This window comes from Aeromonas dhakensis, from assembly GCF_000820305.1.
GTDB lineage: Bacteria > Pseudomonadota > Gammaproteobacteria > Enterobacterales > Aeromonadaceae > Aeromonas > Aeromonas dhakensis.
Map to the genome: position 1 here is coordinate 145,124 of NZ_CDBH01000045.1, position 25,428 is coordinate 170,551.

Annotated in this window: 27 protein-coding genes; 12 read left to right on the forward strand and 15 right to left on the reverse strand. The window is 63.5% G+C overall.

What is annotated here, in order from left to right; all coding sequences use genetic code 11:
- Positions 1-135: 135 nt before the first annotated feature.
- Complete coding sequence (locus tag BN1143_RS12070) at positions 136-324, forward strand: hypothetical protein (RefSeq protein WP_010634417.1); 189 nt, start codon at positions 136-138, stop codon at positions 322-324.
- A 64-nt stretch (positions 325-388) separates the two neighbouring features.
- On the opposite strand, the gene BN1143_RS12075 is transcribed toward BN1143_RS12070, so the two are convergent.
- The 3 genes from BN1143_RS12075 to BN1143_RS12085 form a co-directional block, all read right to left on the reverse strand.
- Positions 389-679 carry a hypothetical protein gene (locus tag BN1143_RS12075; protein ID WP_042050808.1) on the reverse strand — a complete coding sequence of 97 codons (291 nt, stop codon included), beginning with the start codon at positions 677-679 and terminating at the stop codon, positions 389-391.
- A gap of 278 nt (positions 680-957) precedes the next feature.
- Positions 958-2,964, reverse strand: a complete 2,007-nt coding sequence (locus BN1143_RS12080) for a methyl-accepting chemotaxis protein (RefSeq protein ID WP_042050809.1) — start codon at positions 2,962-2,964, stop codon at positions 958-960.
- Positions 2,965-3,157: 193 nt separating this feature from the next.
- Positions 3,158-4,453, reverse strand: coding sequence for an SLC5/6 family protein (locus tag BN1143_RS12085; protein ID WP_042050810.1), 1,296 nt, complete (start codon positions 4,451-4,453; stop codon positions 3,158-3,160).
- A 256-nt stretch (positions 4,454-4,709) separates the two neighbouring features.
- Here BN1143_RS12085 and BN1143_RS12090 point away from each other — a divergent pair, with 256 nt between their 5' ends.
- The 4 genes from BN1143_RS12090 to BN1143_RS12105 all read left to right on the forward strand — a co-directional run bounded on the left by BN1143_RS12090 (position 4,710) and on the right by BN1143_RS12105 (position 7,847).
- Positions 4,710-5,093 carry a Rid family detoxifying hydrolase gene (locus tag BN1143_RS12090; RefSeq protein WP_005299455.1) on the forward strand — a complete coding sequence of 128 codons (384 nt, stop codon included), beginning with the start codon at positions 4,710-4,712 and terminating at the stop codon, positions 5,091-5,093.
- A gap of 22 nt (positions 5,094-5,115) precedes the next feature.
- The gene (locus BN1143_RS12095; RefSeq protein ID WP_005299458.1) at positions 5,116-6,405 is read left to right on the forward strand and encodes an L-cysteine desulfidase family protein; all 1,290 of its coding nucleotides are present in this window, start codon (positions 5,116-5,118) and stop codon (positions 6,403-6,405) included.
- Positions 6,406-6,463: 58 nt separating this feature from the next.
- Positions 6,464-7,117, forward strand: coding sequence for a helix-turn-helix transcriptional regulator (locus BN1143_RS12100; protein WP_005299461.1), 654 nt, complete (start codon positions 6,464-6,466; stop codon positions 7,115-7,117).
- A gap of 142 nt (positions 7,118-7,259) precedes the next feature.
- Complete coding sequence (locus BN1143_RS12105) at positions 7,260-7,847, forward strand: histidine phosphatase family protein (RefSeq protein WP_042050811.1); 588 nt, start codon at positions 7,260-7,262, stop codon at positions 7,845-7,847.
- 58 nt (positions 7,848-7,905) lie between these two features.
- On the opposite strand, the gene BN1143_RS12110 is transcribed toward BN1143_RS12105, so the two are convergent.
- Complete coding sequence (locus tag BN1143_RS12110) at positions 7,906-8,583, reverse strand: HNH endonuclease (RefSeq protein ID WP_042050812.1); 678 nt, start codon at positions 8,581-8,583, stop codon at positions 7,906-7,908.
- Positions 8,584-8,840: 257 nt separating this feature from the next.
- On the opposite strand from BN1143_RS12110, the gene BN1143_RS12115 reads away from it, so the two are divergent.
- Positions 8,841-9,308: a hypothetical protein gene (locus tag BN1143_RS12115; RefSeq protein ID WP_017781761.1), complete on the forward strand. Its 468-nt coding sequence runs from the start codon at positions 8,841-8,843 to the stop codon at positions 9,306-9,308.
- Positions 9,309-9,461: 153 nt separating this feature from the next.
- Positions 9,462-9,830: a VOC family protein gene (locus BN1143_RS12120; RefSeq protein ID WP_010634411.1), complete on the forward strand. Its 369-nt coding sequence runs from the start codon at positions 9,462-9,464 to the stop codon at positions 9,828-9,830.
- A 113-nt stretch (positions 9,831-9,943) separates the two neighbouring features.
- On the opposite strand, the gene BN1143_RS12125 is transcribed toward BN1143_RS12120, so the two are convergent.
- Complete coding sequence (locus tag BN1143_RS12125; RefSeq protein ID WP_042050813.1) at positions 9,944-11,527, reverse strand: alpha/beta hydrolase; 1,584 nt, start codon at positions 11,525-11,527, stop codon at positions 9,944-9,946.
- A gap of 470 nt (positions 11,528-11,997) precedes the next feature.
- Between BN1143_RS12125 and rluF the strand changes: the two genes are divergently transcribed.
- Positions 11,998-13,032 carry a 23S rRNA pseudouridine(2604) synthase RluF gene (rluF, locus tag BN1143_RS12130; RefSeq protein WP_042050814.1) on the forward strand — a complete coding sequence of 345 codons (1,035 nt, stop codon included), beginning with the start codon at positions 11,998-12,000 and terminating at the stop codon, positions 13,030-13,032.
- Positions 13,033-13,108: 76 nt separating this feature from the next.
- Here rluF and BN1143_RS12135 read toward each other — a convergent pair whose 3' ends face one another.
- The 3 genes from BN1143_RS12135 to BN1143_RS12145 all read right to left on the reverse strand — a co-directional run bounded on the left by BN1143_RS12135 (position 13,109) and on the right by BN1143_RS12145 (position 17,050).
- Entirely contained in the window at positions 13,109-14,989 is a 1,881-nt protein-coding gene (locus BN1143_RS12135) for an exotoxin A binding domain-containing protein (RefSeq protein WP_042050815.1), read from the reverse strand.
- A gap of 344 nt (positions 14,990-15,333) precedes the next feature.
- Entirely contained in the window at positions 15,334-16,554 is a 1,221-nt protein-coding gene (locus BN1143_RS12140; RefSeq protein WP_042050985.1) for a cyanate transporter, read from the reverse strand.
- A complete protein-coding gene (locus BN1143_RS12145; RefSeq protein WP_042050816.1) occupies positions 16,547-17,050 on the reverse strand; it encodes a nucleoside deaminase in 504 nt (167 codons plus the stop codon). The genes BN1143_RS12140 and BN1143_RS12145 overlap by 8 nt, the downstream gene beginning before the upstream one ends.
- 110 nt (positions 17,051-17,160) lie before the next feature.
- On the opposite strand from BN1143_RS12145, the gene BN1143_RS12150 reads away from it, so the two are divergent.
- Entirely contained in the window at positions 17,161-18,009 is an 849-nt protein-coding gene (locus BN1143_RS12150) for a LysR family transcriptional regulator (protein WP_042050817.1), read from the forward strand.
- Between the two features lie 22 nt (positions 18,010-18,031).
- Here BN1143_RS12150 and BN1143_RS12155 read toward each other — a convergent pair whose 3' ends face one another.
- The 6 genes from BN1143_RS12155 to BN1143_RS12175 all read right to left on the reverse strand — a co-directional run bounded on the left by BN1143_RS12155 (position 18,032) and on the right by BN1143_RS12175 (position 21,724).
- The gene (locus tag BN1143_RS12155; RefSeq protein ID WP_042050818.1) at positions 18,032-19,231 is read right to left on the reverse strand and encodes an MFS transporter; all 1,200 of its coding nucleotides are present in this window, start codon (positions 19,229-19,231) and stop codon (positions 18,032-18,034) included.
- 109 nt (positions 19,232-19,340) lie between these two features.
- The gene (locus BN1143_RS12160; RefSeq protein WP_042050819.1) at positions 19,341-19,808 is read right to left on the reverse strand and encodes a GyrI-like domain-containing protein; all 468 of its coding nucleotides are present in this window, start codon (positions 19,806-19,808) and stop codon (positions 19,341-19,343) included.
- 39 nt (positions 19,809-19,847) lie between these two features.
- Positions 19,848-20,003 (reverse strand): pleiotropic regulatory protein RsmS, encoded by a 156-nt coding sequence (gene rsmS / locus BN1143_RS22000; RefSeq protein ID WP_005299504.1) that lies wholly within the window; start codon positions 20,001-20,003, stop codon positions 19,848-19,850.
- 82 nt (positions 20,004-20,085) lie between these two features.
- On the reverse strand, positions 20,086-20,556 hold the full coding sequence (locus BN1143_RS12165) for an acyl-CoA thioesterase (RefSeq protein WP_005299506.1): 471 nt from the start codon (positions 20,554-20,556) through the stop codon (positions 20,086-20,088).
- Positions 20,557-20,576: 20 nt separating this feature from the next.
- Complete coding sequence (locus BN1143_RS12170) at positions 20,577-20,876, reverse strand: hypothetical protein (protein WP_010634401.1); 300 nt, start codon at positions 20,874-20,876, stop codon at positions 20,577-20,579.
- Entirely contained in the window at positions 20,873-21,724 is an 852-nt protein-coding gene (locus BN1143_RS12175) for an EamA family transporter (protein WP_042050820.1), read from the reverse strand. Before BN1143_RS12175 ends, BN1143_RS12170 begins: the two co-directional genes overlap by 4 nt.
- A 62-nt stretch (positions 21,725-21,786) precedes the next feature.
- On the opposite strand from BN1143_RS12175, the gene BN1143_RS12180 reads away from it, so the two are divergent.
- The 3 genes from BN1143_RS12180 to BN1143_RS12190 all read left to right on the forward strand — a co-directional run bounded on the left by BN1143_RS12180 (position 21,787) and on the right by BN1143_RS12190 (position 23,863).
- The gene (locus tag BN1143_RS12180) at positions 21,787-22,437 is read left to right on the forward strand and encodes a tellurite resistance TerB family protein (protein ID WP_017766005.1); all 651 of its coding nucleotides are present in this window, start codon (positions 21,787-21,789) and stop codon (positions 22,435-22,437) included.
- A 215-nt stretch (positions 22,438-22,652) separates the two neighbouring features.
- On the forward strand, positions 22,653-23,111 hold the full coding sequence (locus BN1143_RS12185) for a GNAT family N-acetyltransferase (RefSeq protein WP_026141311.1): 459 nt from the start codon (positions 22,653-22,655) through the stop codon (positions 23,109-23,111).
- A 371-nt stretch (positions 23,112-23,482) separates the two neighbouring features.
- On the forward strand, positions 23,483-23,863 hold the full coding sequence (locus BN1143_RS12190; RefSeq protein WP_042050821.1) for a DUF4354 family protein: 381 nt from the start codon (positions 23,483-23,485) through the stop codon (positions 23,861-23,863).
- A gap of 96 nt (positions 23,864-23,959) precedes the next feature.
- Here BN1143_RS12190 and BN1143_RS12195 read toward each other — a convergent pair whose 3' ends face one another.
- Positions 23,960-25,387: an aminotransferase-like domain-containing protein gene (locus BN1143_RS12195; protein ID WP_042050822.1), complete on the reverse strand. Its 1,428-nt coding sequence runs from the start codon at positions 25,385-25,387 to the stop codon at positions 23,960-23,962.
- Between the last annotated feature and the right edge of the window lie 41 nt (positions 25,388-25,428).

Consider the following 25,428-nt stretch of genomic DNA (forward strand, 5'->3'; position numbering starts at 1 on the left):
AAGCGCCTTTCGGGGCTCTTTTACCGAGAAATGGTGGCGTCGGCAACCTGGCTTGATCTGCATCAAGTTTGTAACGCTCTGGTTACTTTACGGTCGAAAAAGGATGTGGGTAGTAGGTAACAGAAGGATGGATGTATGGAACTTGAAAGGGACCCGAGATGTTATACCGACGTCTGTATCGACGGTAAGTGGTATCACTATGACCACTGCAGCACGCACGTTTACATGCTGATGGGAGGGGCGGCACCGAGCATGACGCTGGCTTATGAGCCCAGCAGCGAGGAGGAGTTGATCGAGATGCTCCGCCAGCTCGCCTGCGGTTGAACCATATTGCTGCGGCCATCGGCAGCTTGCCGATGGCCGCATTTCGTCTATCTGCTCAATTTACTCAACTTTCTTGGCGCTGTCCCCGCAGTGCCTTGCCGAGCGCCTGCACGGCGACGGCCGCGGCGTAACCGGCGTCTGACTTGCCCATCTCATCGGCCACGTAGAGGAAGTTGGAGCCATACTTCTCCACCGCCTCGCGCGGGTTGGCCGCGTCGATGAAATCCTCTTCTATCTCGAACCCCTGCGCCAGCAGCGCGGCTTTCTCAATCAGAAAGGTGGGGGAGGCCATGTCGATAAAGGTGTACTGCTGCCGGTTGGAGGCCGGGATAGAGAAAAACTGGTACTTCGCCATTTGCGATACCTCGCCTGAACTTGTGTGTCGTGATGCGAGCTTCCTCTCGCCAAACTTTCGTCGAACTGTTTCTCGGGCGTCGAACTGATCCCCGGGCCTGTTGCAGGCAATAAAGGTAACGTTCGAATCTTGTTGTGGCTGCAGATTACCCCGCTTTCATCTCATCGCACAATGGGTAGTCGATACTTTTTTCGCCAAGAAAAACAATGCAGCCTGACGGCCTGAATTTGCAAAAAAACCAGCCCGGCAAGGGGCTGGCGTGGGTGACGGGCGCCGGCTCAGAGCACGAAGCTTTGCACCATGGCACGCAGCTGCTCGGTGAGCTGGTGGATCTGGCGGGCGGCGTCGCGGGCGGCGTTGGCTACCTGCAGCGCCTCGTCACTGCCATCGGAGATGCGCACCACGTTGCGCTCTATCTCGTTGACCACGGCCCCCTGCTGCTCGATGGCGCTGGCAATGACCGAGTTGGTGTCGACCATACTGCCCACCCGCTCGGTGATGGCGCCAAAGGCCTGCTGGGCCTCCTGGGCCAGACCGACCCCCTCCTGCGCCTCGCGGCTGGCGGCGGACATGGCGCTGACCGAGGCGCGGGCGCCAGTTTGCAGCTGCTCGATCATCTGCTGGATCTCGACCGTGGCCCCCTGGGTCCGGCTGGCTAGGGAGCGTACCTCGTCGGCCACCACCGCGAAGCCGCGCCCCTGCTCGCCGGCACGGGCCGCCTCGATGGCGGCGTTGAGGGCCAGCAGGTTGGTCTGCTCGGCGATGCCGCGGATCACCCCGATGACGCCACCAATCTGGCTGCACTGCTGCTCCAGCTGGCCGATGGCCTCGGCGGTGCGCAGCACCTCGCGGTTGATGTGGTCGATGGCGATGATGGTGCGCTCGACCACCGCCTCGCCCTGGCCCACCACGGTCTGCGCCTCCTGGGTCATGCGGGCGGCCTGCTGGGCGTTGCCCGCCATGTCGTGGGAGGTGGCGGCCAGCTCCTTGATGGCGGTGGCCACCTGATGGGTCTCCCCTTGCTGATCGGCGATCACCTCCTGGGAGCGGCAGGTCCGCGCTTCGATTTCGGTGGCGCTCTCCACCACGCTGACGCCGTTCTCCCGCACCCGCAGCATCAGGGTGCGCAGGGTCTGCAGGGTCACGTTGTAATCCCGGCTGATGGCGGCCAGCTCATCCTGGCCGACGATTTCGATCTGCTGGCCGAGATCCTGGGCGTTGACCCGGGCGGCGATCTCCCGCACCCGGCCCACGGTGGCGCGCAAGGAGAGATAGGCGCCGATCATCAGGTAGAGATAGACCAGCAGGATAGCGGTCAGCGGCCCGGTCACCCACCAGAAGTGGCGCTGGTTGGCGGCCATGCGCTGGTGCAGATCCGCCTCCAGCCGCTGGCGCACCTGGCCCGCCAGCGCCGTGATGGCGGCATCCAGCCCATCCCCCAGCGCCAGCACCTCCTGGCTGGAGAGCTGCACCTGCTGATCCTTCATCATCTTGTTTTCCAGGGTGTCGACCCCCTGATGGGCCTGCTGCAACAGGGTGTCGGTCTGCTGGCCCAGCTCGCTGCGATAGGTGGGCGCCATCTCGTAGAGCAGGGTCAGGTCGGCCTCCAACTCCTGCAGGGTGGCGTTGATGAGGTCGAGGCGAAAGCGCAGCGCGCTATACCCTTGCGCCTGAAACAGGCCGAAGTCGGCGATGGTGGCGGCGCGATCCCGTACCTGGGCCAGCAGATCGCGCAGCTGCGGCAACCGCTCGCTGGCGAGCACCACCATGTAGTAGGTGCCGAGCGCGGGATCCTGCACCAGGCTGCTGGCGGCGGTAATGCTCTTGTAGAGGTGGCGCACCTCGGTCAGCAGCTTGTCGTGGCGCAGGTTGCTCTGATCCACCTCGAGCCCCAGCGCCTCGTTTTGCAGGCCGGCCCAGCCCTGGGCGAGGGCATCAAAGGTGGGGTTTTGCTGTCCACTGGCGGCAAAGGCGGCCAGGCTCGCATCGACGGCCCGGGCCGCGGCCTTGACCTCCTCCTCGCCGACCGGGTTCTGCTCATAGCCGTGCCGGGTAACCAGGTTGCGATGGCTCAGCAGGGCCTGTTCGATGGCGGGCAGCGGTGCCAGCTTGACCACGCCGGCCAGCTCCTTGCGGGCCTGGGCATTGTCGTCCTGCAGCCGGCCCAGCAGGTTGGTCATGCTGTAGGCGAGCGGCAGCAGCATCAGGCATGACCAGAGCAAAAACTTGTACTTGAAGGAGAGCTGATTGCCGAGCCGGATGGCGGGCATGAATATCCATTTCATATGAAGCCTCGGGCCCCGAGGGGGGCATGTAGCGGGATGGCTGGATATTACTCCTCGCCGGGGAGGCTCGGTTGGAAGGGCGGTGGAAGTTGTGATCCTCTTGGCTTTTTCACTCTGGAAGGGGGCTGAATGGGTCAAACAGACGGGCCACCCTCAGGGTGGCCCGTCGCCGATGACACAGGGTGCCGGCAGATCAGTTGAAGGCGAGGAAGGGCGAGACGCAGAGCAGCAGACCGGTGACGATGATGATGTAGAGGGAGACCCCCTTGTACTTGTGCAGCGCCGGCACCTGATAGACCAGGTAGGCCGGGATGAGGCAACCCACCATGCCGAAGATGGGGCTGCAGATGGAGGTGAAGCTCAGCACCGGGGCGTTGAGCACGATGGCTCCCCAGGAGAGCAGCACGGTGAACACCATGATGCCCTTGCCCACCAGCCCCTTGTTGATGCGATCTTCTGGCATCACCCGGCGCAGCAGGTTCATCGCCAGCCCCTGGCAGGCCTCGCGAAAGCCCAGATAGACGCCGAAGTAGGCGGTCATCACCGCGAAGATGTTGAGAGTGAGGCTGAGCAGCTTGAGGGTCTGGCCCGGCATGCCCTGGGCCACCATGGCCAGCGCCGAGATGTTCTCCTCGGAAGCCTTGACCGCCTGCTCGTGGCCCATGGCCAGGGTGAAGGAGACGGCGTAGAAGAACACCACCACGAACAGGATGCCGAAGGCGATGTTCATGGCGCGCATCGCCTTGAAACGGGCCACTTCCAGGGATTTTTCCCGCGAGCGGTAGGAGATCACCATGGGGCTCAGGCTCTGGATGAAGAGAATGGAGGTGAGGGTGAAGGGGAGCATGACGATGGCATCCTTCAGCCAGTCACCGCTGGCCGGCATGGCGGTGATGTTGGCGACATCCCATTTGCCCACCATCATCAGGCCGAGCACTGCCACCACGCTGATCTTGGTCAGCACCATGAAGGTGGAGATCTTGAACAGCAGGTTCTCGCCGCGCGATGCCAGCGCCACCAGGGCGCAGATCAGCACCAGCCCGTAGAAGGGATTCTCGGAGAGCAGTTGCTGGGTGACCCCGAAGCTTTGCAGGAAGGAGGCGCTGTCATTGGTGATGGCGGTGGAGTAGACGAATACCCAGATCACCAGCATCACGAAGTAGAGGGCGCCAAGCAGCACGCCCCAGTTCTTGCCGAGGTAGCCGCTGATGACGCTGGGGTAGTCCTTGCATTCGGGCGAGGTGGCCAGGGTATTGATGAAGAGGCGCTGGAACATGTACATGGCCGGGTAGCCGATCACCGCCGACAGCAGAAACACCCACAGCCCCATCAATCCTACCTGCACCGGCAGGAAGACGATCCCCGCCCCGATGGCCATGCCGATGCTCATGATGACCCAGCCCCAGTCGGTGCTGTCAAAACGAACCGCTTCTTTCCATTCCAGCGTGCCCATCACGGGCCGGGTGAGTGTCGTACTGTGCGCGTCCATAAAATACCTTGTTTTTGTAGGGGTAAAATCAAGTGCAAATATAGTTGAATGAAAAGTGGCAAAACAATGCCTTTTATCGCTCTTGTACCCAAAAAGGGAGGCTGATCACGCTTTCCATTTGCACTATTACCGAATTTATCGCTGTTTTTGCAGGTTTTTGTTGAATGAAATGATTAATGAGCAAATAATGTTGAACGAGACAAGACTGTTGATTACAAATGATTGCAAAAATAATTGCATTTTAAGGAGTGGCGATATGAAAAAGATCATAGTGGCGGATGCCGCACCCGATGCCATCGGTCCCTACAGCCATGGCACAGCCTATGGCGACCTCATCTTTACCTCTGGCCAGCTGCCGGTGTGCAAACAGCAGGGCGGTGTGGTGGAAGGGGGCATCGAGGCCCAGAGCCGTCAGGCGCTGGAGAACCTCAAGCATGTGTTGGAGGCCGCCGGCGGCAACCTGGATACCGTGCTCAAGACCACCTGCTATCTCGCCGAGATCAGTGATTTTGCCGCGTTCAACGAGGTTTATAAACGCTATTTCCTGAAAGATTGTCCGGCCCGCAGCTGCTTTGCCGTGAAGGATCTGCCGATGGGTGTCAGGGTGGAAGTGGAAGCGATCGCTCACATCGCTGGTTAATGTTGATAGAAAGGGTGTTCTGATGAAGCAAGCGTGGCAGCAGTATCTGCAGATTATTCAACAGGTTGTCAAACCGGCGCTGGGCTGTACCGAGCCCATCGCCGCCGCTTATGCCGCCGCCGTCGCCGCCCGGCAACTGGGCTGCAAGCCCGTCCGGCTGGAGGTGGTGGTGTCGGACAACCTCTACAAGAACTCCATGGGGGTCTATGTGCCGGGCACCGGCAAGATCGGGCTGGCCATCGCGGCGGCTGCCGGCGCCATCGGCGGCAACGCCGAGGCCGGGCTGGAGGTGCTGGCCGCCATCACGCCGGCCCAGGTCGCAGAGGCGCAGGCGCTGATCGATGCAGGCCAGGTGCAGGTGAGCCGCACCTCGGCCCCCGAGTTCATCTATTGCCGGGTCCGCTTGCTGGGCCTTGATGCAGAGGGCACCGAGCACAGCGCCGAGGTGACCCTGTGCGGCGGCCATACCCGCATCGTCGAGCAGCGCCGCAATGATGAAGTGACCTTCACGGCCGAGCAGGGCCAGGGCGGCGCCACCGGCGCCATCTGCGACGGGGTCGACATCAGCATCGCCGCCATTCATGAATTCGCCACCCAGGTGGAGTTCGAGCAGATCCGCTTTATCCTGCAGGCCTCCGAGCTCAACGGCAAACTCTCCGACGAGGGGATGAACAACCCTTATGGCCTCGAAATTGGCCGCACCATGCAGCAGAACATCCAGGCCGGCCTCATCGGCGAGGACGTGATGAACCGCATCGTGATGCGCACCGCGGCGGCCTCCGATGCCCGCATGGGGGGCGCCAGCCTGCCGGCCATGAGCAACTTTGGCAGCGGCAACCAGGGCATCGCCGCCACCATCCCGGTGGTGGTCATCGCCGAGCGCTTTGGCGCCAGCGAAGAGCAGCTGGCCCGCGCCCTCATCATGAGCCACCTGGGGGCCATCTACATCAAGTCCCACTATCCGCCGCTGTCGGCCTTTTGCGGCAACACGGTCACCAGCGCGGCGGCCGCCATGGCCATGGTCTATCTGGCGGGCGGCAGTTTCGAACAATCCTGCCACGCCATCCAGAACGTGCTGAGCGACAGCGCCGGCATGGTGTGCGACGGCGCCAAGGCCTCCTGCGCCATGAAGGTGAGCACCTCCTCCGGGGCGGCGGTGCGCGGCTTCCTGATGGCGCTCAACAGCCATGCAGTGTCGGGGCAGGGGATAGTGGCGGGCAACGTGGAGCAGACCATTCGCAACGTGGGCCAGATGGTCAAAGACGGCATGTCTGCCACAGACAGCACCATTATTGATATCATGTCCGCCTGAGTGTCCCTGTCGGCTGCCGCCCTTGCCCGGGTCGGCGGCCCTTTTATAAGGTTTCAATGTGAAGCTGCAAGAGCTGAGTCAGACCGATTTCGAGATCCTCAAGGCGATGGAGATCATCGTGGACGGCATCGCCGCCATGTATGGTCAGCACACCGAGGTGCTGCTGCACAGCCTGGATGCGCGCAATCCGTCGATCATCAAGATTGCCAACGGCCATATCACCGGGCGCAGCGTCGGAGCCCCCATCACCAACCTGGCGATGATGAAGCTCAAGAGCGGGCAGGATATCTCCAGCCCCTACATGACCAAGTGCGCCACCGGCAAGACGCTGCGCTCGCTCACCACCGTCATTCGCAATGGCGAGGGGCAGGCCATCGGTCTGCTCTGCATCAACACCGACATGGACGCCCCGCTGCAATCCGTGCTGCGCACCATGATGCCGGAGTGCCTGCACGGCCACGATGGTCACGCCACCCCGGAGGTGTTTGCCCGCAACATCGACGAGGCCCTCAACAGCACCATCGACACCGTCAGTGCCGAGGTGCGCGGCAACGAGGCGGTGCCCCCGTCCCAGAAGACCCGGGTCATGGTCAACCAGCTGCACGAGCTCGGCATCTTCGAACTCAAGGACAGCGCCCAGATAGCGGCTCGCCAGCTCGGCATCTCGGTTCACTCCATCTACCGCTATCTGCGGGAGATCAAGAAGGGCTGAGCACGGAGCCTGCCGGCATAAACGGGTCACCATTGACCCGTTTTGTTTTTTTCTTTCCCCCGTCTGCGCCTTGGCTGCCCCGGCACATCTGCTACCATGCCTCTCTTGTTTTTGTTATCTCGTTGAACCTGCTGGAGAAACCATGTCCCGTACCCTCTATCTGCTGCGCCACGGCCAGACCCGTTACAACGCCGAACTGCGACTGCAGGGGCGCTGCAACTCCGAACTGACCGCCAAGGGCGAAGCCCAAGCCCTCGCCATGGGGGCCCGTCTGGCCAAGCTGCTGGCCGAGCCCGCCGACTGGACCATTTACGCCAGCCCCCTCGGCCGGGCGCGCCAGACCGCGGAGCGGGTGTGCCAGCAGCTTGGCTTGGACCAAGCGCGTATCGTCTGGGACGAGCGGCTGGTGGAGTTGGGGATGGGAGAGTGGGAGAGTCGCCGGGTACCCGAGCTGCTGGCGGCCCACCCCGAGCTCGATCTGGAACAGCCAGACTGGTATCTGCAGGCCCCAGAGGGGGAGAGTTTTCAGAGCATTCAGGGCAGGGCGCTGAGCTGGTTGCAGGATGAGCGCATCGCCGAGCGCGCCATCGTGGTCTCTCACGGCCTGTTCGGCGCTATGTTGCGCGGCGCCTATGCGGACTTGGATTACACCACCACCTGGCTGCAGGAGCTGCCGCAGGATGCCTTCTTCAAACTGAGCGGTGGCCGCATCGAGCGGATCCCCTGCTGACCCCAATCAAAACGGCTCGCCAATGGTGAGCCGTTTTTTTATGAGCGAAGAAGGCGCGTTATTCTCGCACCAGCCTTGGTAGCGCCTGATAAAGGGCCTCACGCTTTTGTGCCTGGTTGACGCCATAGTGCAGCTCACGGTGGCAATTAGGGCAGAGCGCCACCGTGTTGCTGATGGTATCCGAGCCCCCTTCGGCGAGTGTGCGCAGATGATGCACCTCTAAGAAGGCGTCCCCCGTGGTGGCATGAAAAGGGGCCGGTTGTGCGCAGCTCTCGCAATGGCCTGCCGCCGTCATCAATACCCAAGCCTTCACCTTTGGATCTCGACCATAGCCAGGACTGGCTCCATAACGCCGCTCTGGTTCTTGAATGCCTGTGGGCATGGGGAGTGTTGGCTTGGCCTGGTAGCGGCTCACGTGATGCTCAAAAGTAGCCTTGCCGGTATAGGGTTGGCCATCGAGTTCACAGAGCAGGCGCTCTATGATGGGGGCATTGTGGGGGCCCACGTTCTTAGCCGGCTTGAGACCTGATACCCAGGTTCGTCCTAGCAGAGCGCAGATATAGGAGATGTTCTGCATTCGATATTCGAATGCCTTCTCGGTGCGGCCAAACTGGTTAGCGAGTTCGGTGTAATAGCGCTTTTTGACGAAGGGGATGCCATTTTGCTCCATGGTGCGCATCGCCAGATAGGCGCTGACCGTCGCCCTTAGTTCCTCTTCTGTCCATGACTCGCGCAAAACTGGCTCCTCAGCCCTGTTTCTCGGTCGCTCTGAGCCCCGACATGATCGGGATGGCCCCATCCGAGTTACCTGATATGGCGCGAATCATAATCCAATTGAAACCTTATTTCAGCTGTGTCGGTACAATAATGTGTTCATCATCAAGCCATTAGCTGATAGTAAGCGGTAGGCTAGAGCGGGTCTTTTCATTAGGGGCTTAGCGCAGGACGAGTCACAAACGTCAGTTCACCCAGGTCAACCACAAGGAGGTGGTGATGGATCCGGTTTCTTATCTTTTCTCGGCTTATCTCAATCTGGTACAGCAGCAGGTATCGGATATTTATGGCACTGAGCTTAAGTCGCTGGTGGTGGAGTATGAGGGGGAACAAATCCCCTTTGCCTTTCAGTTTTGGCAGCTGCAGCCGAAAAGCGTCTGCCGCAGCTACGAGCAGGATGCACGGCGCTTCAGCCAATGCACTGTCAAGGCGGCGGCGCTATTTGGCAAGCTGTGCGATCAGTTGTCCCGCCAGGACGACAGCCACTCGCAGCAGCCCCAGTATCGCGCTATGTACTGTGCCGCTTCAGTCAACTACCGCCCCATGATCGCCGACATTCGCGAGAGCAAACCGGATGCGGCCCGGCAGGCTGAGCGCGCCTGCAATCAGGCCATTCTGGCCGCGATGGACAGTGATGATGAAACCCTGCTGGCCCAGCGTGATCAGGCGTGTGGTACCCAACAGTGAAAGCCAACGCCGCCTTCACTCAGCTAGCGGCTTTGCTCGGCCATCTTTGCGCCATTCGGCACAGATGCTGGGTGTGCAATTGGGTATGATGAGGGGGCCCACATGCCAGTCTGTCGGGCCAGCACTATCGACACACATCAGCCAGGAGGGGACATGATCAGCCATATCGACCATCTGGTATTGACGGTCAGTGACATCGAGCGGGCCGTCGCGTTTTACAGCTCAGTGCTCAACATGGAAGCCATCACCTTCGGGGCGGGGCGCCGGGCCCTGCGCTTTGGCAACCAGAAGATCAATCTGCAACTGCTCGGGCAGGAGCCGCGCAACCGGGCGCAGGTGGGCTCGGGAGATCTCTGCCTCATCACCCGCTGGCCGCTGGAACAGGTCATCGCCCAGCTCCATTGCCACGGGGTGGAGATAGTAGAGGGGCCGGTGACTAAGAGCGGTGCCTGCGGCCCTATCGAGTCGGTCTACTGCCTGGATCCGGACCAGAACCTGATTGAGATCAGTCGTTATCCCTGATGGTGCTTGGCATCGGGTGACGGCCATTGATGCCGCCCTGCCTGAGCAAGTACTGAGGGGGCCTACGTCAGCACCATACTGACGCACAGCCTCAACGGGCCCTGGCAAGGGCCCTAGAAGGGAGCCTCGCTCTCCTGCCCATCGTTTAGAAACGCTTCCCGCTCCGCCTGATAGGCGGCCTCGTCTTCGCTGTCCCAGACCGGGGCTGGCTGCTTGCCGGCCGGCGGTTGGGCAGGCGCTGTCAGCGTCTCTATCACCTTCTGCTGCAAATAGGGGTAGAAGGGGTTGGAGGAGGTGCGGGTGAGGGCGCCGGGGTTGACGATCAGCACCCCGCGCTCACCGCGCAGGGCCAACCCCCCCAAATTGATGCCGTATTGCTCGTGCTGCTCGGGCCGTGGCGCCATGCCGTAGAGGGGGTCATCCATCGGGAAGGGCAGGGCCACGTGGGAGAGGGAGTAGATCTCCCTGGGGTAGTCGATGTCGAGAGGCTGGATCTGCTCAGGCCCGCCGCCGGCCGGCAAACTGCTGGCCTGGGTGCGGGTGCTGGCGGGGGCCTGGTTACCCACCACCGTCAGCCGGTAGGAGAGCGGCGGGCGCGGCAACAGGTGGCTCAGCGCCAGCTCGGAGGCGCTGCTCAGCAGCGGGCCGAACAGGGTGCCGCGGTTGATGTCGAACAGCACCAGCTCGCTGCCGTTGGCAGGCAGGAAGTGGTAGAGATCGGCGATGATGGAGCGGGTACTGACGGTGTAGTCCATCACCGACTGGAAGGTGAGGGTGGGCGGGAAGGCCGCGAGTGCGCCGCTGGCAGCCTGCTCACGCACCTGCTGCTGGATGGCGTGGGTCAGCCGGTAGGACTGGCGCGCGCCGTTGACCGGAAACGAGTTGTACTTGAAGGGGTTGAACTCCGGCATGGTGTCGAGCCAGGCGGCACTGGCAAAGGCGGGCAGCAGGGCGGGCACCGCCTTGAGGCCGGCGAAGCGGGCAAAGCGGGTCACCCCTATCATGGGGGAGATAAGCACCAGCCGATCGGGCCTTGCCAGCGTGCCGGTCTTGTCACCTTCCGCATCGAGCGCATATTTCACCGCCAGTGCGCCGCCGTTGGAAAACCCCACCAGATGCAGCGGCAGCGGGCTTGGCGCCAGCACTCTGGCCTCGCGCACCGCCAGCCGGGTGGCGGCCAGCCAGGTCTCCCAGTCGATGTCGACCAACCCTGCCGGCACAGTACCATGACCCGGAATGCGCAGCCCCAGGGCGATGAAGCCCTGCTCGCGGTAGCGCTGGGCCAGGTGGCGCAGGCTGTAGGGGGAGTCGGTCAAACCGTGCAGGAACACCGCCACCCCTTTCACCTCGCCGCTCGGGCGCAGCAGATAGGAGCGGTTCCAGTCGGTCTCAAAATGAGCCGGATTGATGGGGGCATCCTGATAGTAGCGATTGCTGTCGAGCTGCTGCTCCGGCGGTGTTCTGGCGACTACCTCCTTGGTCACCAGCTCGAACAGCTGCTGCTCGTGGGCCAGATAGGCCTGCCAGTCGCTGTCATCGAGCTGTTCGGCGCTGAGCTCGGGCGGCACCAGGGTGTGCCAGGGTTGCAGCGGTTCGGCCTGCCAGGCGAAGTAGGCTACCAGGGCCCAGCCGAGCAGCAGCAAACCCAGCAGGCTGAGAAGAAGGCGGCGAACGAGGCGGCGGGTGCGAGCCAGCATGGGAGAGTCCTTGGCACTGATAAAAGAGGGGCGGCCCCGCATCCACGGCGGCCGTACTAAAGCTCGAAAGCTGGCTTAAAGCCTAATGGAAACAAGATGATAAGTACAGGCAGCAGGCCGGGATGAGGTAGATGAGGGGCACCAGGAGGTGAGGCTTTGGGCATTGTCCGGGCTGGGGATAAGGCGCTTTCATGGCGGCACTTGCCGCCTGCGGCGCCGTTATATGGGGACGCATTGCGCACCGTTTTGGCGTGACGCGGCGCGCATTTTACGGGGCGCTGTGCCGGCCTGCTGCAACTATCCTGCGTGTACGGCAGAGCAATGTGCTAATGTGCCGGCGTTTTTTGCTGACAAGGCCGACCTCGGCCGGTTTTAAAGATGGAGTGATATGCACAATTTTGACCTGGTGAGCCGGCCATCCCGCGCTCTGATGAGACATGAGCAGGCCGTGGGCCGCTGGCAGGTGACCCATGCTGGCTGATGAATCCATGCGTCTGAACAAATACATCAGCGAGAGCGGCATCTGCTCGCGTCGCGAGGCCGATCGCTTCATCGAGCAGGGCAGTGTCTTCATCAACGGCAAGCGGGCCGGGGTGGGGGATCAGGTGTTTGCCGGGGATCTGGTCAAGGTCAACGGCCAGGTGATCGAGCCGCGTGAGGCGGACAGCCTGGTCTTTATCGCCCTCAACAAGCCGGTGGGCATAGTCTCCACCACGGAAGCGGGGGAGAAGGACAACATCGTCGACTTCGTCAACCATAGCACCCGCATCTTCCCCATCGGCCGGCTTGACAAGGACTCCCAGGGGCTCATCTTCCTGACCAACCACGGCGATCTGGTCAACAAGATCCTGCGGGCGGGCAACGATCACGAGAAAGAGTATCTGGTGACCGTCGACAAGCCGGTGACCGACGACTTTATCAAAGGGATGGCGGCCGGGGTGCCGATCCTCGGCACCGTCACCAAGAAGTGCAAGGTGAAGAAAGAGGCGCCGTTCGTGTTTCGCATCACGCTGGTGCAGGGGCTGAACCGCCAGATCCGCCGCATGTGCGAGCACTTCGGCTTCGAGGTGACCAAGCTCGAGCGTATCCGCATCATGAACGTCAGCCTCAAGGGGCTGCCGGTAGGCGAGTGGCGCGATCTCGACGGTGACGAGCTGATCGAGCTGTTCAAGCTGATTGAAGACTCCTCCTCCGAGGTGAAACCGGCCAAGGGGGCGCAACCGGCCAATGCCCAGGGTGGCAAACCCAAGGTGCCTGCGGTGCAAGGCAGCAAGCCGGCACCGGGCAAGAAGCCACGGCGCGACGACGATCACGAGATTGGTGGCCGCCCCAACGTGCCGGGCCCGGAGGCGTTCGAGAAACGGACCCCGGCAGGCAAGGGGGCTGCGGGCAAAGGCGGCTCGGCTAAAGGGAGCGCAGGCAAAGGCGCCCCGAACAAGGGGGCCAAACCGGCCGCCGGCAAGCCGCGCGCCGGTCAGGGTGGGCGACAGAAGAAGGGGCGCTAGGCGCCCTCTCACTCCCCGCGTTGACAGTAAAAAACACCGGCCACAGGCCGGTGTTTTTGTATCGATGAACCGCGATTCAGAGGTCTTCGCGGGGCTGAGTGGTGTAATCAGGCAAGCTGCTGATGGCGCTCTCTTCCTGCGGCACGCTGGCAGGGTCAAGATCGCCGCCGACATTGCGTGGATCGGTCGGTATGGTGGAGGGGATCACCACCGCCTGCTCCGCTAGCCGCCAACCCAGAATGGTTTCCAGGCGTCCGCCCTCCTCTTCCGGTCCTGTGATGGCCTCCAGCTGCAGCGGCAGGGGGTGACCAATCAGGCGGCCGACCCCATCGACGGCGCCGGGATCGGCCAGAGTCTGCTGGGTCGCGTAGAGGCGGGGCAGTGCGGCGCGCGGCACATACACCCGCAGCAGCACGCCATTGCGGATGCGGCCACGGGCATCCGCTTCCTGATCCTGGGCGTAACCGTAGGCGAGGGCCGGATCGCCGGCGACATAGAAGCCTTGCCAGGGGGCGATGGAGGATTGATCCCGTTCATGCACCCCCTCAAACACTATGCTGTGGGCGGCTTCGAGGAAGGTGCCGTGATAACCGACGAAGAGATAACCGCGCGCCAGCAGCTGGCGATGGGCCTGCTCCAGGCGGGTCACCGACCAGTTGCGAGTACCGGCCGTGCTGAAGCTGACCTCGTCCCCGTCACCCAGGAAGCTGGCACCATTCGGATAGTCCCGCTCCTGCAGGGCATCGGCGCTGTCGGCTGGCGCCAGGCAGTTGAGATCGGCGGCGGGGCAGGTGAGATTGACCACGTCGGCGCTGGCGGCCTGCTCTTGGCTATTGCCCGCCTGCTGGTGGCTGAAGGCATCGCTCTGGGCGGCCGCCATGCTCAGGGCCAGCCGTGCCTGGGCCGGGTTTTCCCGAATGGCTTGCGCCAGCTGCCCTCGTGGCGTTGAGCCATCCTCTGGCGTAGTGTTGGCCAGCGCCTGGGTGATCACGGTATCAAGCTGGGACCATGGCAGGCGGGTCAGCAGATAGAGGGTGACGAGATTGTGGACCGGATAGCCGCACTGGCTGAGCTCTTCCCAGCCTCTGGGTTGACGGCTTCTGGCCAGGGATTCAAGGGGGATGGCGCAAACCTGATGGGTGGTGAGGGCCGCCAGACCGTCTCCCTTGGCAAAGTGCAGACGATGACTGATGGCGGTCGGCACGATATGGGTGTCGTGAGAGGCGGGGGCCCCGGCCAATACCCGGTAGACCTTGCCTTCCCAGGTATCACCCAGGTTGCAGGTGCGCTGCGACAGATAGTTGTAGACCGCATCCAGCGGATCCAGCAGGCACAGCACCTTGCCGGTATGCCACTCGCTCCAGCGCTTCTGACGGCTGTGCTGGGTGGGCGCCGCCACGAAGCCGACACCAGCCGCACTGAGGGTAAGGCTGCGATTGATCTCGTTGTTTTCCACGTGCCTGACGAAGAGTGTCGAGTTGCTGGCCATGGTGCGCAGCAGGTCGTCGCTCACTTCGATGCTGTAGATGGGGGAGATATGGCTCACCTCGGATCCTGCATCCAGCTCATGGAAGAAGACCTTGATGCTGGCGGGCGCATCGTCGCCGACGGGAACCAGCCAGTGCAGCGACCAGTTGCCGCGTCCCTGGCGGGTATAGCTGTAGGTGCGTGGGCCCTTGCCCGCGGTGGCGCTGGTCAGGGTGATGGTGGTGCCATCCGTACGCAGGGTCAGCGCATTGCCGAGGGCCAGCTTGAGGCTGTCTCCACCTTCTTCCAATACCATGGAGTAGTGCAGTACCCCGGAATCGGTCTGTCCGCCCAGCAGGCTGGCGACATCGAGCTGGCTGGCGCGCACTCCCTGGGCCAGATCCAGGGTGCAGCGGGTGGCGCACTCCTGCCACAGGTTGAATGACTCGTCGGCCATGACAGGTGAGATGGCACCGCCTAGCATGGCCAAGCCACCGAGTAGAGAAGCCCATTTTGTGTTTGTCTGCATGTGATTTCCTTTGTGTGATAGCAAAGCCACTGGCGCGTGGCGCTCTCCTCCCTGATGAATACAGCCTCTTCCCTGTCAGACGAAACGAGATTAATTCTCGTCTGAGTGCCTTACCTTAATGGGCTCATATGGCGGCACAACCCTCCATATGGGAAGATTTAATGTGTTACAAATCAAATGGATATGAAGTGCTTTGCTGATGATTTGCTCATCTGGCCCGATGCCGGAAAGCGAGCAAAGGATGGGAAGGCATAGCAGGGGGGTGAGCTTGCCTCCTCATCTGGAAAAGAGGAGGCAAGCACAGATCAGTTGATGGGGGCGGGGGCAGGAGAGGCCGTGGCCAGCTTCATGGCGCGCGGGTAGCGGCGCGGGTCGAGGCGCAACACCAGCAGGCTCATCAGCACCAGGCCGGCCAGCTGCCACTGCCAGGCGGCGGCGAAGTCACCGCTCAGGTGATGCAGGCGGGCCGCCACCCAGGGGCCGGTGGCCGCCAGCATGAAGCCGAATCCCTGCATCAGGGCGCTGAGGGTGCCGGCGCGGCGCGGATCTGGCAGGTGATCGAGCGCGATGACCATGATGAGGGAGAAGCTGCCGCCAAGCCCGGCGCCGCACAGCATGCACCAGAGGATGGGGGCGGCCGTCGGCGCCAGCCAGAGGCCGCCAAAGCCCGCCAGTTGCATGGCGATGGCCAATCCCATCCAGGGCCGCCGGTCGAGCCGGCGGGCGGCCAGCAGCGGCAGGCCGAGGCCGCTCACGGTCTGGGCCAGTGCCAGCCAGGCCACCAGCTCGCCCCCCTGTTGGGGGCTCCAGCCCTGTGCCATGTAGGCCGGCGCCAGCCAGGCCACCACGATGCCGTAACCGCTGTTGATGATGCCAAAGCAGCTTATCAGCAGCCAGCTGCGGGGCAGGCTGATGAGGCGCTGCTCGCCGCCGCCGGACATTGCCACTGGCGTCGCGGGCAGCCGTACCCGCCAGCCGAGCCAGCCCATGGCCAGCAGCACCGGCAGGCTCCACAGCGCCAGCGCCTGGGACCAGTCGAGCCGGGCGGCGAGCTGCGGGGTGAGGCTGGCACCCAGGGCCCCGCCCCCCATCATGCAGGCGGAGAAGATGCCCATCACCAGCGGTACCTTCTGGGCAAATGCCTGCTTGATGAGGCCGGGCAGTACCCCCTGCACCAGGGCCGAGCCTAGCCCGCAGAGGGCGGCGCTGGCGATGAGCAGGGCGCCGTTGGCCGCCTCGAAGCGCATGGCGCTGCCCATTCCCAGCAGCAGCAGAGCCGCCCCCAGCAACTGACGCGGCCCGCTGCGACTGCGCAGGGCCGGGGTGAGCAGCACGCCGCCGCCGATGAGCCAGAGCGGCAGCAGGGTCAGCCAGGCCAGGGTATCCATGCCGAGCCCGAGCGCCTCGGCAATGTCGCGGCTCAGGGGGCCGACGGCGGTGAGAAACGGCCGCAGGTTGAGCCCGATCAGGATCACCAGTATCAGCAGGGCCTGCTGCTGGCGCGTATCGATGCGGGCCTCAAGCATGGTCTTGTGCACCATAGAGCTCGGCGGCGGCCAGCGGGCTCGGCAGCTTGATGAGTGGCAGGGGGGGCGGCGCGAGGGGCAGGCCCAGCTTGTGGTAGGCGGCCGTGCTGTCAAAGCCGAACGGGGTCGCATCCTCGTTATCGAAGGCGTAATAGACGGCGGCGATACCGTTCATCACCAGGGCGCTCAGGCACATGGGGCAGGGGTGACCGCTGGCGTAGACGATGGCGCCCGCCAGCGGCCCGACCTGGCTGGCCTGGCGCAGGGCTTCCAGCTCGGCGTGGCGGGTCGGGTCGCCATCCTGGTGCATGCCGTTGACGGCGCTGGTCACCAGCTGGTTGCCTTGCACCAGCAAGGCGGCAAAGGGTCTGCCCCCCTGCTGGCGGTTATGGAGGGCCAGTTGCAGCGCCTGCTCCAGCCACTCCTGATGAGTGGGGTTGGTGGTGAGCGAGGCGATCAGGCGTGAGCCGGCGGGTTCGACAAGGGAGTGGGGCATGGCGGATCCTCGAGGCAAGGGAATGGGAGGAGACCAGCCTAGCGGGGAAGCCAGCCATGGGGAAATTAAATGATAGAATGATATCCAGTGGTTTTGTAAATGGAGTCACCATGCTGGATCCCCTCTTGCTGCGCAGCTTTGTCGCCATCGTCGACAGCGGCAGTTTTACCCGCGCCGGTGAGCGGGTGCACCTAACCCAATCCACCATCAGCCAGCAGATGCGGCGCCTCGAACAACAGCTCGGCTGCCCGCTGCTGGATCGCTCCGGTCGCCAGGTGGTGACCACGGCAGAGGGGGAGAAGCTGCTGGGGCTGGCCCGCAGCATCCTGGCCCTGCTGGCCCGGGCCGAGGAGCAGGTGGCCGAGGCCAGCCTGCAGCTGAGTCTGGGGGTACCGGAGGATTTTGCCGCCGGCGCCATCGCCCCTGTGCTGGCGGCCTTTGCCCGCGATTACCCGCAGGTGCGGCTGGAGGTGCACAGCGGCCTCAGCCACGAGATCTGGCAGCGCTTCGAGGCCGGCGAGCTTGATTTGGCGCTGGTCAAACAGGCGCGGGGACAGGGGATGCCGCGCGCCTGCTGGCGCGAACCGCTGGCCTGGGTCGACAGCCGTGCCTGGCCCGCCAGCGAGCGGGATCCCCTGCCGCTGGTGGTGTTCCCGAGCGAAGGGCTCTATCGGCGGCAGCTGACCGAGGTACTCGACGCTCTGGGGCGGCGCTGGCGCATCGCCTACGTCAGCGCCAGTCTGGCCAGCCTGCAGGGGGCGGTGAGCGCCGGGATCGGGGTCAGCCTGCTGCCCCGGCGCCTGCTGCAGCCGGATCAGCAGGAGCTGACCCACTGGCCGGCGGTGGCGCCGGTGGAGCTGGCGCTGCACCTGGGGGCGGAGCGCGGCGAGCCGCTCACGCGCCTTAGCGAGGCCCTCATCAGCCTGTGTGATCGGGTGATGGGGCCCGCTGAGCGGTGAGGGGACGCAGGCAGGTGCCTGCTTAGCGCACCCTGGTGCGCACGATGAGCAGGGTGACGAGCGCCAGGGTGAAGACGAGCGGAGCCCAGGCGCCGTGATGGCTCACCAGAGTGGCGCCGGCGGCGGCCACCCCGGCCACCCCCTGCTGCAGGAAGCCGCACAGAGCCATGGCGTAGGCGCCGTGCTCGCGGCCATCGCTCACCGCCAGCGCCATGCTGTTGGGAAAGAGCACCGCCTGCCCGAAGATGATGAGGCAGTAGCAGGTCATCATGGCCACCAGTCCACCGCTGCCCTGCAGGGCGCCCAGTGCCCAGAGCAGCAGCATGCCGCCGGCCGCCAGCAGAATGAGCGCGGCCCCCTGGCGCATCAGCTGGCGGCCTCCCACCCGGGCGACCCGCCAGTTGACCATCATGGCGCCGGCGAAGTAGGCGACCCCGATCAGCAACCCCAGGCTGCCGAAGGTGGTGACCTCGAGGGCAAACCCCTGCTGCAGCACGAAGGGGCTCACCTCCTGCAGAGTCACCGTGATGGCAAAGCCGATGCCACCGGCGCAGGCCGGCCAGAAAAAGCCGGGGCGGCGCAGCAGGCTGGCGTAACGGGCCCACATGCCGCCGCTCGCCGCCGCCGGATTGGGCCCCTGCAGCGGCAGGCTGCTCATCAAGAGCAGCGCCAGCACGCCAACCCCGGCCATCAGCACGAATCCCAGCTGCCAATGGGCATAACGGCTGATGAGGCCACCTATCCATTGACCGCCGCCAAGGGCGGTGATGAAGGCGATGGAGAGCACCGAGAGGCGGCGCGCCAGCTCATCGCCGTGCCAGTGATCCCGTACCAGGATGCGGGCGATGATGGCCGCCCCGCCGGCCGCCACCCCTTGCAGGGTGCGCAGGATCAAGAGCAGCGGCCCCTGGCTGGTGGTGGCCAGCAGCAGGCTGAGGCCGACAAACAGCAAGAGTGACAGGGCGAGGGGCAGCCGGCGACCGTAGCGATCGGCGGCGGCGCCCCAGAACAGCACCGGCAGGGCGGCGCCGATGACGAACAGCGAGATGGAGATTTCGGCCCCTTGCCGGGTCATGGCGAGATCCGTCATCACCACGGGCAGGGAGGGGAGGTAAACGGTGGTGGCCATCTGGGCCATGAAGACGATGAGGCAGGCCAGCGTCATGATGCGGGCGGAGCGACTCCAAAGACCAGCCTGGTCGAGACATTCCTGGTTATCCATAACAACTCTCGGGCAGTAGGGGAGCCATATCCTTGCACCGCCCGTGCACCGAGTCAGCCCCTCGTCTGGGTTAAACCTGGCCGGTTTACCAGGGCAGAGCGCGGGATGCTCAGGCGATGGCCTGGCGCGGCAGCACGGCGAGCCAGAGTTCGACCTCGCCGCTGCCGATGTCCGGGTCAAAGGCGGCGCCATAGCGCTCGAAATCGGGCTGGTGGGCCGACTGGTAAGCGGACTGCGCCAGCCACTCCAGCGCCAGCTGCCAGGTGTGCGGCATGGTCGAGACATGCCCCTGATGCAGGAAGACGGCATAGGTCTGGGGCTCGATGCGCATCCGCCCCAGCGTCTTGGGCAGCACCTCCAGCGCGGCGACCTCTACCGCACACATGTATTCGCACTCGGTGGCGGTCACGCCGCAGATGACGCCGTAGGCATGCTCGCCCAGCTGGCCCGGCAACGGACTCAGGGCGCTGAAATCGCGCCATTGGCCGCCGAAGTCGGCGTGGGCGAAGGCATGGTGACGGCGCAGGCCGGCAAGCTGCATGGGACGGCCGGTTTCAAAACGGATGGGGTCAGCCATGACACCTCCTGTACGCGATGGATGGCAAGGCAACCTTGCTCAGCACTCCTTGCCTTCGTTGAGCTTGCGCTGATAGTCCGCGGAGACGATGGCCAGCGCCGCTAGGGCGAGGGCCGGCTCAATCCGGTTGGTCTCCAGCAGTTCGATGAGATCCACCGCGAGCTGGACCTCGGGCGGGGCAGTTTCCAATGACATGACAGACTCCGTAACGGGGAAAACGCCATTATACAGGGCCGCTCCCGGATGGGGACCTGTCTGCTGTCGCGGGCGACCCGGCTTATAGGTGCTGGCGCATCTCCTGATCGATCTGCTCGCGCAGGGCCATCAATTTGAGGGCGTACTGCTGCAGCTGCCGATCGCTCTCGTTTTGCGGTTGCCACTGGGGCACCGGGGTCGGTTTGCCGTGCTCGTCCATGGCCACGAAGATGATGATGCAGTGGGTGGTCTTGTGACGCTCCCGCTGGGTCGGGTGGCGGCTGTAGACATCCACCGCCAGGTGCATGCTGGTGGTGCCGGTGTGGATCACCTGAGCGTGCACCTCCACCAGCTGGCCTATCTGGATGGGGCGCAGAAAGCGGATCCCCCCCACATAGACGGTCACCGCGTAGCCGCCGCACCAGCCGGCGGCGCAGGCGTAACCCGCCTGATCGATCCATTTCATCACCATGCCGCCGTGCACCTTGCCGCCGAAATTCACATCGGCGGGCTCGGCCAGAAATTGCAGGGTCAGCTCGCGGGGTGGGGTCATGGGGTCTCCTTGATTGAGGGTCATTGCCGGTAGCTTTTGCGATAGGCGTCAGCCTGTTGGCAGGGGGGCAGGTTGTTGAGATCGGGCCGTTTGTTGCCCTCGCGCTGGCCGAAGCTGGCGAACTCCTGCTGGCACTTGGCGGCCTTGCCGCCCGCCTTGATGCAGGCGTCGATCCGCTGTTGCTTGCCCTGTTCGACCAGCTGTTGCTGGGCCTGCTGGCAGGCGGCATCCAGCTTGGCCTGTTTGGCATCTCTGTCCTCCACTGCGGCCAGCAGGGGGAGCGAGAGGGCACAACCGAGCAGCAATACGAGCATCTTCATGATGATTTTTCTCCTGATGGGGGGCGTCCGGCGATGACCAGGGCAATCCCCCCCAGGATGCCCAGGGTCGACAATACCAAGCGCAACGACCAGGACTCATCCAACCAGATGAGCCCGGCCAGGGCGGCGAGCAGGGGCACCAGCAGCTGGACGCTGGCGGCCAGGGTGCGGCCAAGGTGGGGCAGCACCAGATACCAGAGCGCATAGCCAAGGCCGGAGGCCAGCGCCCCCGAGGCCAGGGCATAGCCGATGGCGGCGGGGCTGGTCTGCAGCTGCCCGAATAGCAGATAGAGCAGGGCGGCCGGCAGGCTGGCGCGCAGAAAGTGGCCGGCGTTGGCGGCGACCGGGTCGGCAAAGCGCGAGGCCCGTAGGGTATAGCCGGCCCAGGCGATGCCGGCCACTATCATCAGGGCCGCCCCCAGCGGATCCGGCGCACTGAGGCCGGGCAGCAGCAACACCACCAGGCCAGCTATGGCGAGCAGCAGGCCGAGCCACTGGCGGCGGGGCTGAGCCTCCCCGCGCAACAGGGGCGGCGCCAGCATGCTGAGCTGGACGGCGGCAAACAGCAGCAGGGCGCCGGTGCCCGCGGTCAGGGTGAGGTAGGAGAACGAGAACGCCGCGCCATAGGTGATGAGAGCCAGGGCGCCGCCCCAGTCCCCCTGGCAGGGGGATTTTTGGCGCGCGCCGCACAGCAACACCAGCACCAGGGCGCCGCTGGTCAGACGCAGCAGGGTGAAGAGGGCGGGATCCATCCGCTCTTCGAACAGGGCGAGCCGGCAGAGCACCGAGTTGGCAGCGAACGCCATCAGGGTCAGCAGGGTCAGCGACAGCAGGCGGGGCAGTGGCATCCATTCACCTTGAGTTCAGTGGGGCAGGTTCAGCATGGTTCACCATCCAACGAGGAGGTCCCATGAAACAAATGCTGGAGCAATTGATGGGAGCTGGCAAGGGCTGGCTCAACGAAGGTGGCGACAGCCGCAAGGCGCAGATGAAGGGGATGGCGCAAGGGGGCCTCGCCGCCGGTGCCATGGCCCTGCTGCTTGGCAACAAGAAGGTGCGCAAATATGGCGGCAAGGTGGCGGCGGTGGGCGGTGCGGCGGCCCTCGGCGGCCTGGCCTACAAGCTCTATCAGGACTGGCAGGCTCAGCAGTCTGCCCCGGCCCAGCCGACCCAACCCCTCGATACCCTGCAGGGCAATGCGCTGGATGCCAGAGCCGCGCTTCTGGTGCGCGCCATGGTGGCGGCGGCCCGGGCCGACGGCCATATCGACAACGACGAGCGTCAGAAGATCCAGCAGTACCTGACCGAGCAGGGCCAGAGCGATGCAGCCCGCTGGATTGATGCCGAGCTGGCCCGCCCCCTGGATCCCCACGCTCTGGCGCGGGAAGTGACCGACATGGAGCTGGCCACCGAGGTCTATCTCGCCTCCCTGCTTGCCATCGACGTGGATCACTTCATGGAGCGCGGTTATCTGGACGAGCTGGCGCGCGCCCTTAAGCTCGATGAAAACCTCAAAGGCAGCATTGAGCGCCAGGTGGCCCAGCTGGATGCCCCCGCCTGACCCCCGCTCAGTACATGGATTGTCGATAAGGCCCCGTGACGGGGCCTTGTTGTTTTCAGATGCCTGCCAAAGGCTGTTGCGGCACTTCTTGTCTGGCTTGTCTGGCTTGTCTGGCTCGGCAGCCACTATGATGGAACCCAGGTCAAAGGGAGCAGATGAGACCGTCTCATCGCCAGGACACATCATCGTCAGGACACTGAGGCAAGGAGCATTCATTGGAAATACGCAAGGCACGTGAGCAGGACATCGACGCCATCCTCGAGCTGAACCGGCAGATAGGGGAGATCCACTTCGCGCAGGCGCCGCAGGTATTCTGCCCGCCATCCCCCGAGGAGCGGGCCTTTTTGCTGGCAGCCATCGCCGCCGAAGGGCGCCTGTTTTGCGTAGCCGAGCAGGATGGAGCCGTGGCGGGCTTTCTGACCGCCCGCATCGACATCAACGAGACCATCCCGTTTCTGAGCAAGGAGCCCATCTGCCGCATCGGCACCCTGGTGGTCGATGAGGGGCAGCGCTCCCGGGGGATCGGCAAGGCGCTGATCGCCCATTGCGATGAGTGGGGCAAGGCGCAGGGCGCCAGCCAGTTGCGGCTGGAGGTGATGGCATTCAACGAGCGCGCCAAGGCGCTCTACGAGAGGTTGGGGTTCAAGATACTGTCACAGACCATGGCCAGATAAGCCAGGTTATCTCCCAAACAGAGGCCCGTTACGGGCCTCTGTTGTTTGCTCTTGGCGCCGCATTATTTTCTGTCGCTCTTTGGCCATCGGTTGCCAATATTGAGTGAAACAATATTATTTTGCTGCGTTGTCATTGATAGAAAATGACGTTGCAAGTCAGGCTTGTCATATTTCGCAACAACTTGTGCAATTGTAAGTAAATGTAATTACACCCTTTACTCAGGGTGGGTGAAGATCATATTTTGAAAATGTACTTAACCCGACATGTTCACGATTTAATAAAGTCAATCATGGTGCCAAGTAATATTTACTGATGACCTTTCTGTTTTTTATAAGGCGGGTCTATTTGCATTTTTTATCAGGAGATTGAGATGAGAAACTCTATTGTTGCGGCCGCTCTGGTACTGGCTGGTTCCGGTTTCGCCGCCAATGCAGCAACGGTTGGGGATATCGCCGTGTATGCCACAGAAAAATCGCACGGTTCGATATCGATAGGAACCAATAACGCCTACACAAAAACCTTTGATATTGCCTTGGCCAAACTATCAGGTGGTGATATTGATTTATCAAAGATGTGTTTGAAAGCATACGGCAGAAATAATCAGGTGTTCAACGCTGACACGGTTGATGAAGCCCTGCTGTCAGGCGTTCTCAAGCAGGGGGGAATGGTCAAGGGAATTGCTGTCTTTGCCGATAGTAATGATGCTGTCCTTGACGCCACGCTGGTGAAAATATCTGACAACTGCCATTAAATGGCACTCCTTGTTGGTGGCTGGGTAAATGCCTGTTCCCATATGCAGGGGGCAAGCGCACTTCCCATCCGGGTCATGTGTTATTGAGTCAGACCTCTATTCACATGACGTGCCCTGTTTGAGGGTGGCGTCGATAAGCCCGGCCAGTTTGATCAGGGCCGCCTCCAGCTGCTCGCTCCAGGGATGGGAGCTGTTGAGTCGCAGGCAGTGGTTGTGCAGTCCCTTGCTGGAGAAGAGGGCGCCGGGGGCCAGCGAGAAACCGCTGGCCAGCGCCCGGGCGTGCAGGGCTCGGCTGTCGAGGCGCGGGTCAAACTCGAGCCAGAGAAAATAGCCGCCATCGGGGGAGGAGATGCTCACTTCCCCCGGCAGCAGGCGCAGCAGGGCGGCCCGCATCTGCTGCTGGCGCTGGGCCAGGGTGTGGCGCAGCCGGCGAAAGTGGGCATCCACCCCGCCCTGACGCAGCATCTCGGCCAGCGCCAGCTGGCTGGGCACATTGGTGGAGAGGGTCGACATCAGCTGCAGCCGCTGCACCCGCTCGGCGTGGCGACCCGCCACCACCCAGCCGACCCGAAAGCCCGGTGCCAGGCACTTTGAGAAGGAGCTGCACAGCAGGCTCTCGCCCCGGGTATCCCAGTATTTGATGGGCCTTGGCCGCTCACGGCCAAAATAGACCTCGGCATAGACGTCATCCTCCACCAGCGCCACCCCGCGTCGGTTGAGCAGCGCCATCAGCGCCTGCTTGTGCTCATCCGGCATGGTGTGACCGAGCGGGTGCTGAACATTGCCCATCAGCCAGCACGCCTTGATGGGGCGCTGGGCGAGGGCCTCCTCCAGCAGGGCGAGATCGATGCCCACCCCGGGGATCACCGGGATCTCCACCGCATTGAGCTTGAGCCGCTCGATGGCTTGCAGGGCGCCATAGAAGGTGGGGGACTCCACCACCACCCAGTCACCGGGCTCGGTCAGCACCTGCAGACTGAGGGAGAGCGCCTCCATGGCGCCGGTGGTGATGATGATCTGCTGGGGGTCCACCGCCAGTCCCTCGCTGGCGTAACGCTGGGCGATGGCCCGGCGCAGCGCCTCGTTGCCGGGGGGCAGGTCTGCCACCGTGCTGAAGGGGTCGAGCCGGCGCATGCAGCTGGCCAGCGCCCGCCCGAGCTGGGGATGAGGGAACAGGGTGGGGTCGGCCACCGACATGCCAAGGGGCACCAGCCCCCGTGACTTGCTCGCCTGCAACACCTCGAACACCAGATCGTTGATGTCCACCGAGCCGCTGTAGTGAGCCTGCTGGGGCAGGCTGGCGGCAGGACGGGAAGGTGCCGCCTTGACGTAGTAGCCGGACTGGGGGCGGGCGAGGATCCGCCCCTGGCTCTCCAGCAGCTGATAGGCCTGCAACACCGTCATGGGGCTCAGGCCATGGGTCTTGCAGCTCTGGCGGATGGAGGGGATGCGCTCGCCGGGTTGCCACACCCCGGCTTCAATCTGCTGTTGCAGGCGGTCGGCCAGCTGACGGTAAAGGGACATGTGATGCAGCAACTGTTATAGGTGTAATTCAATATAACTGC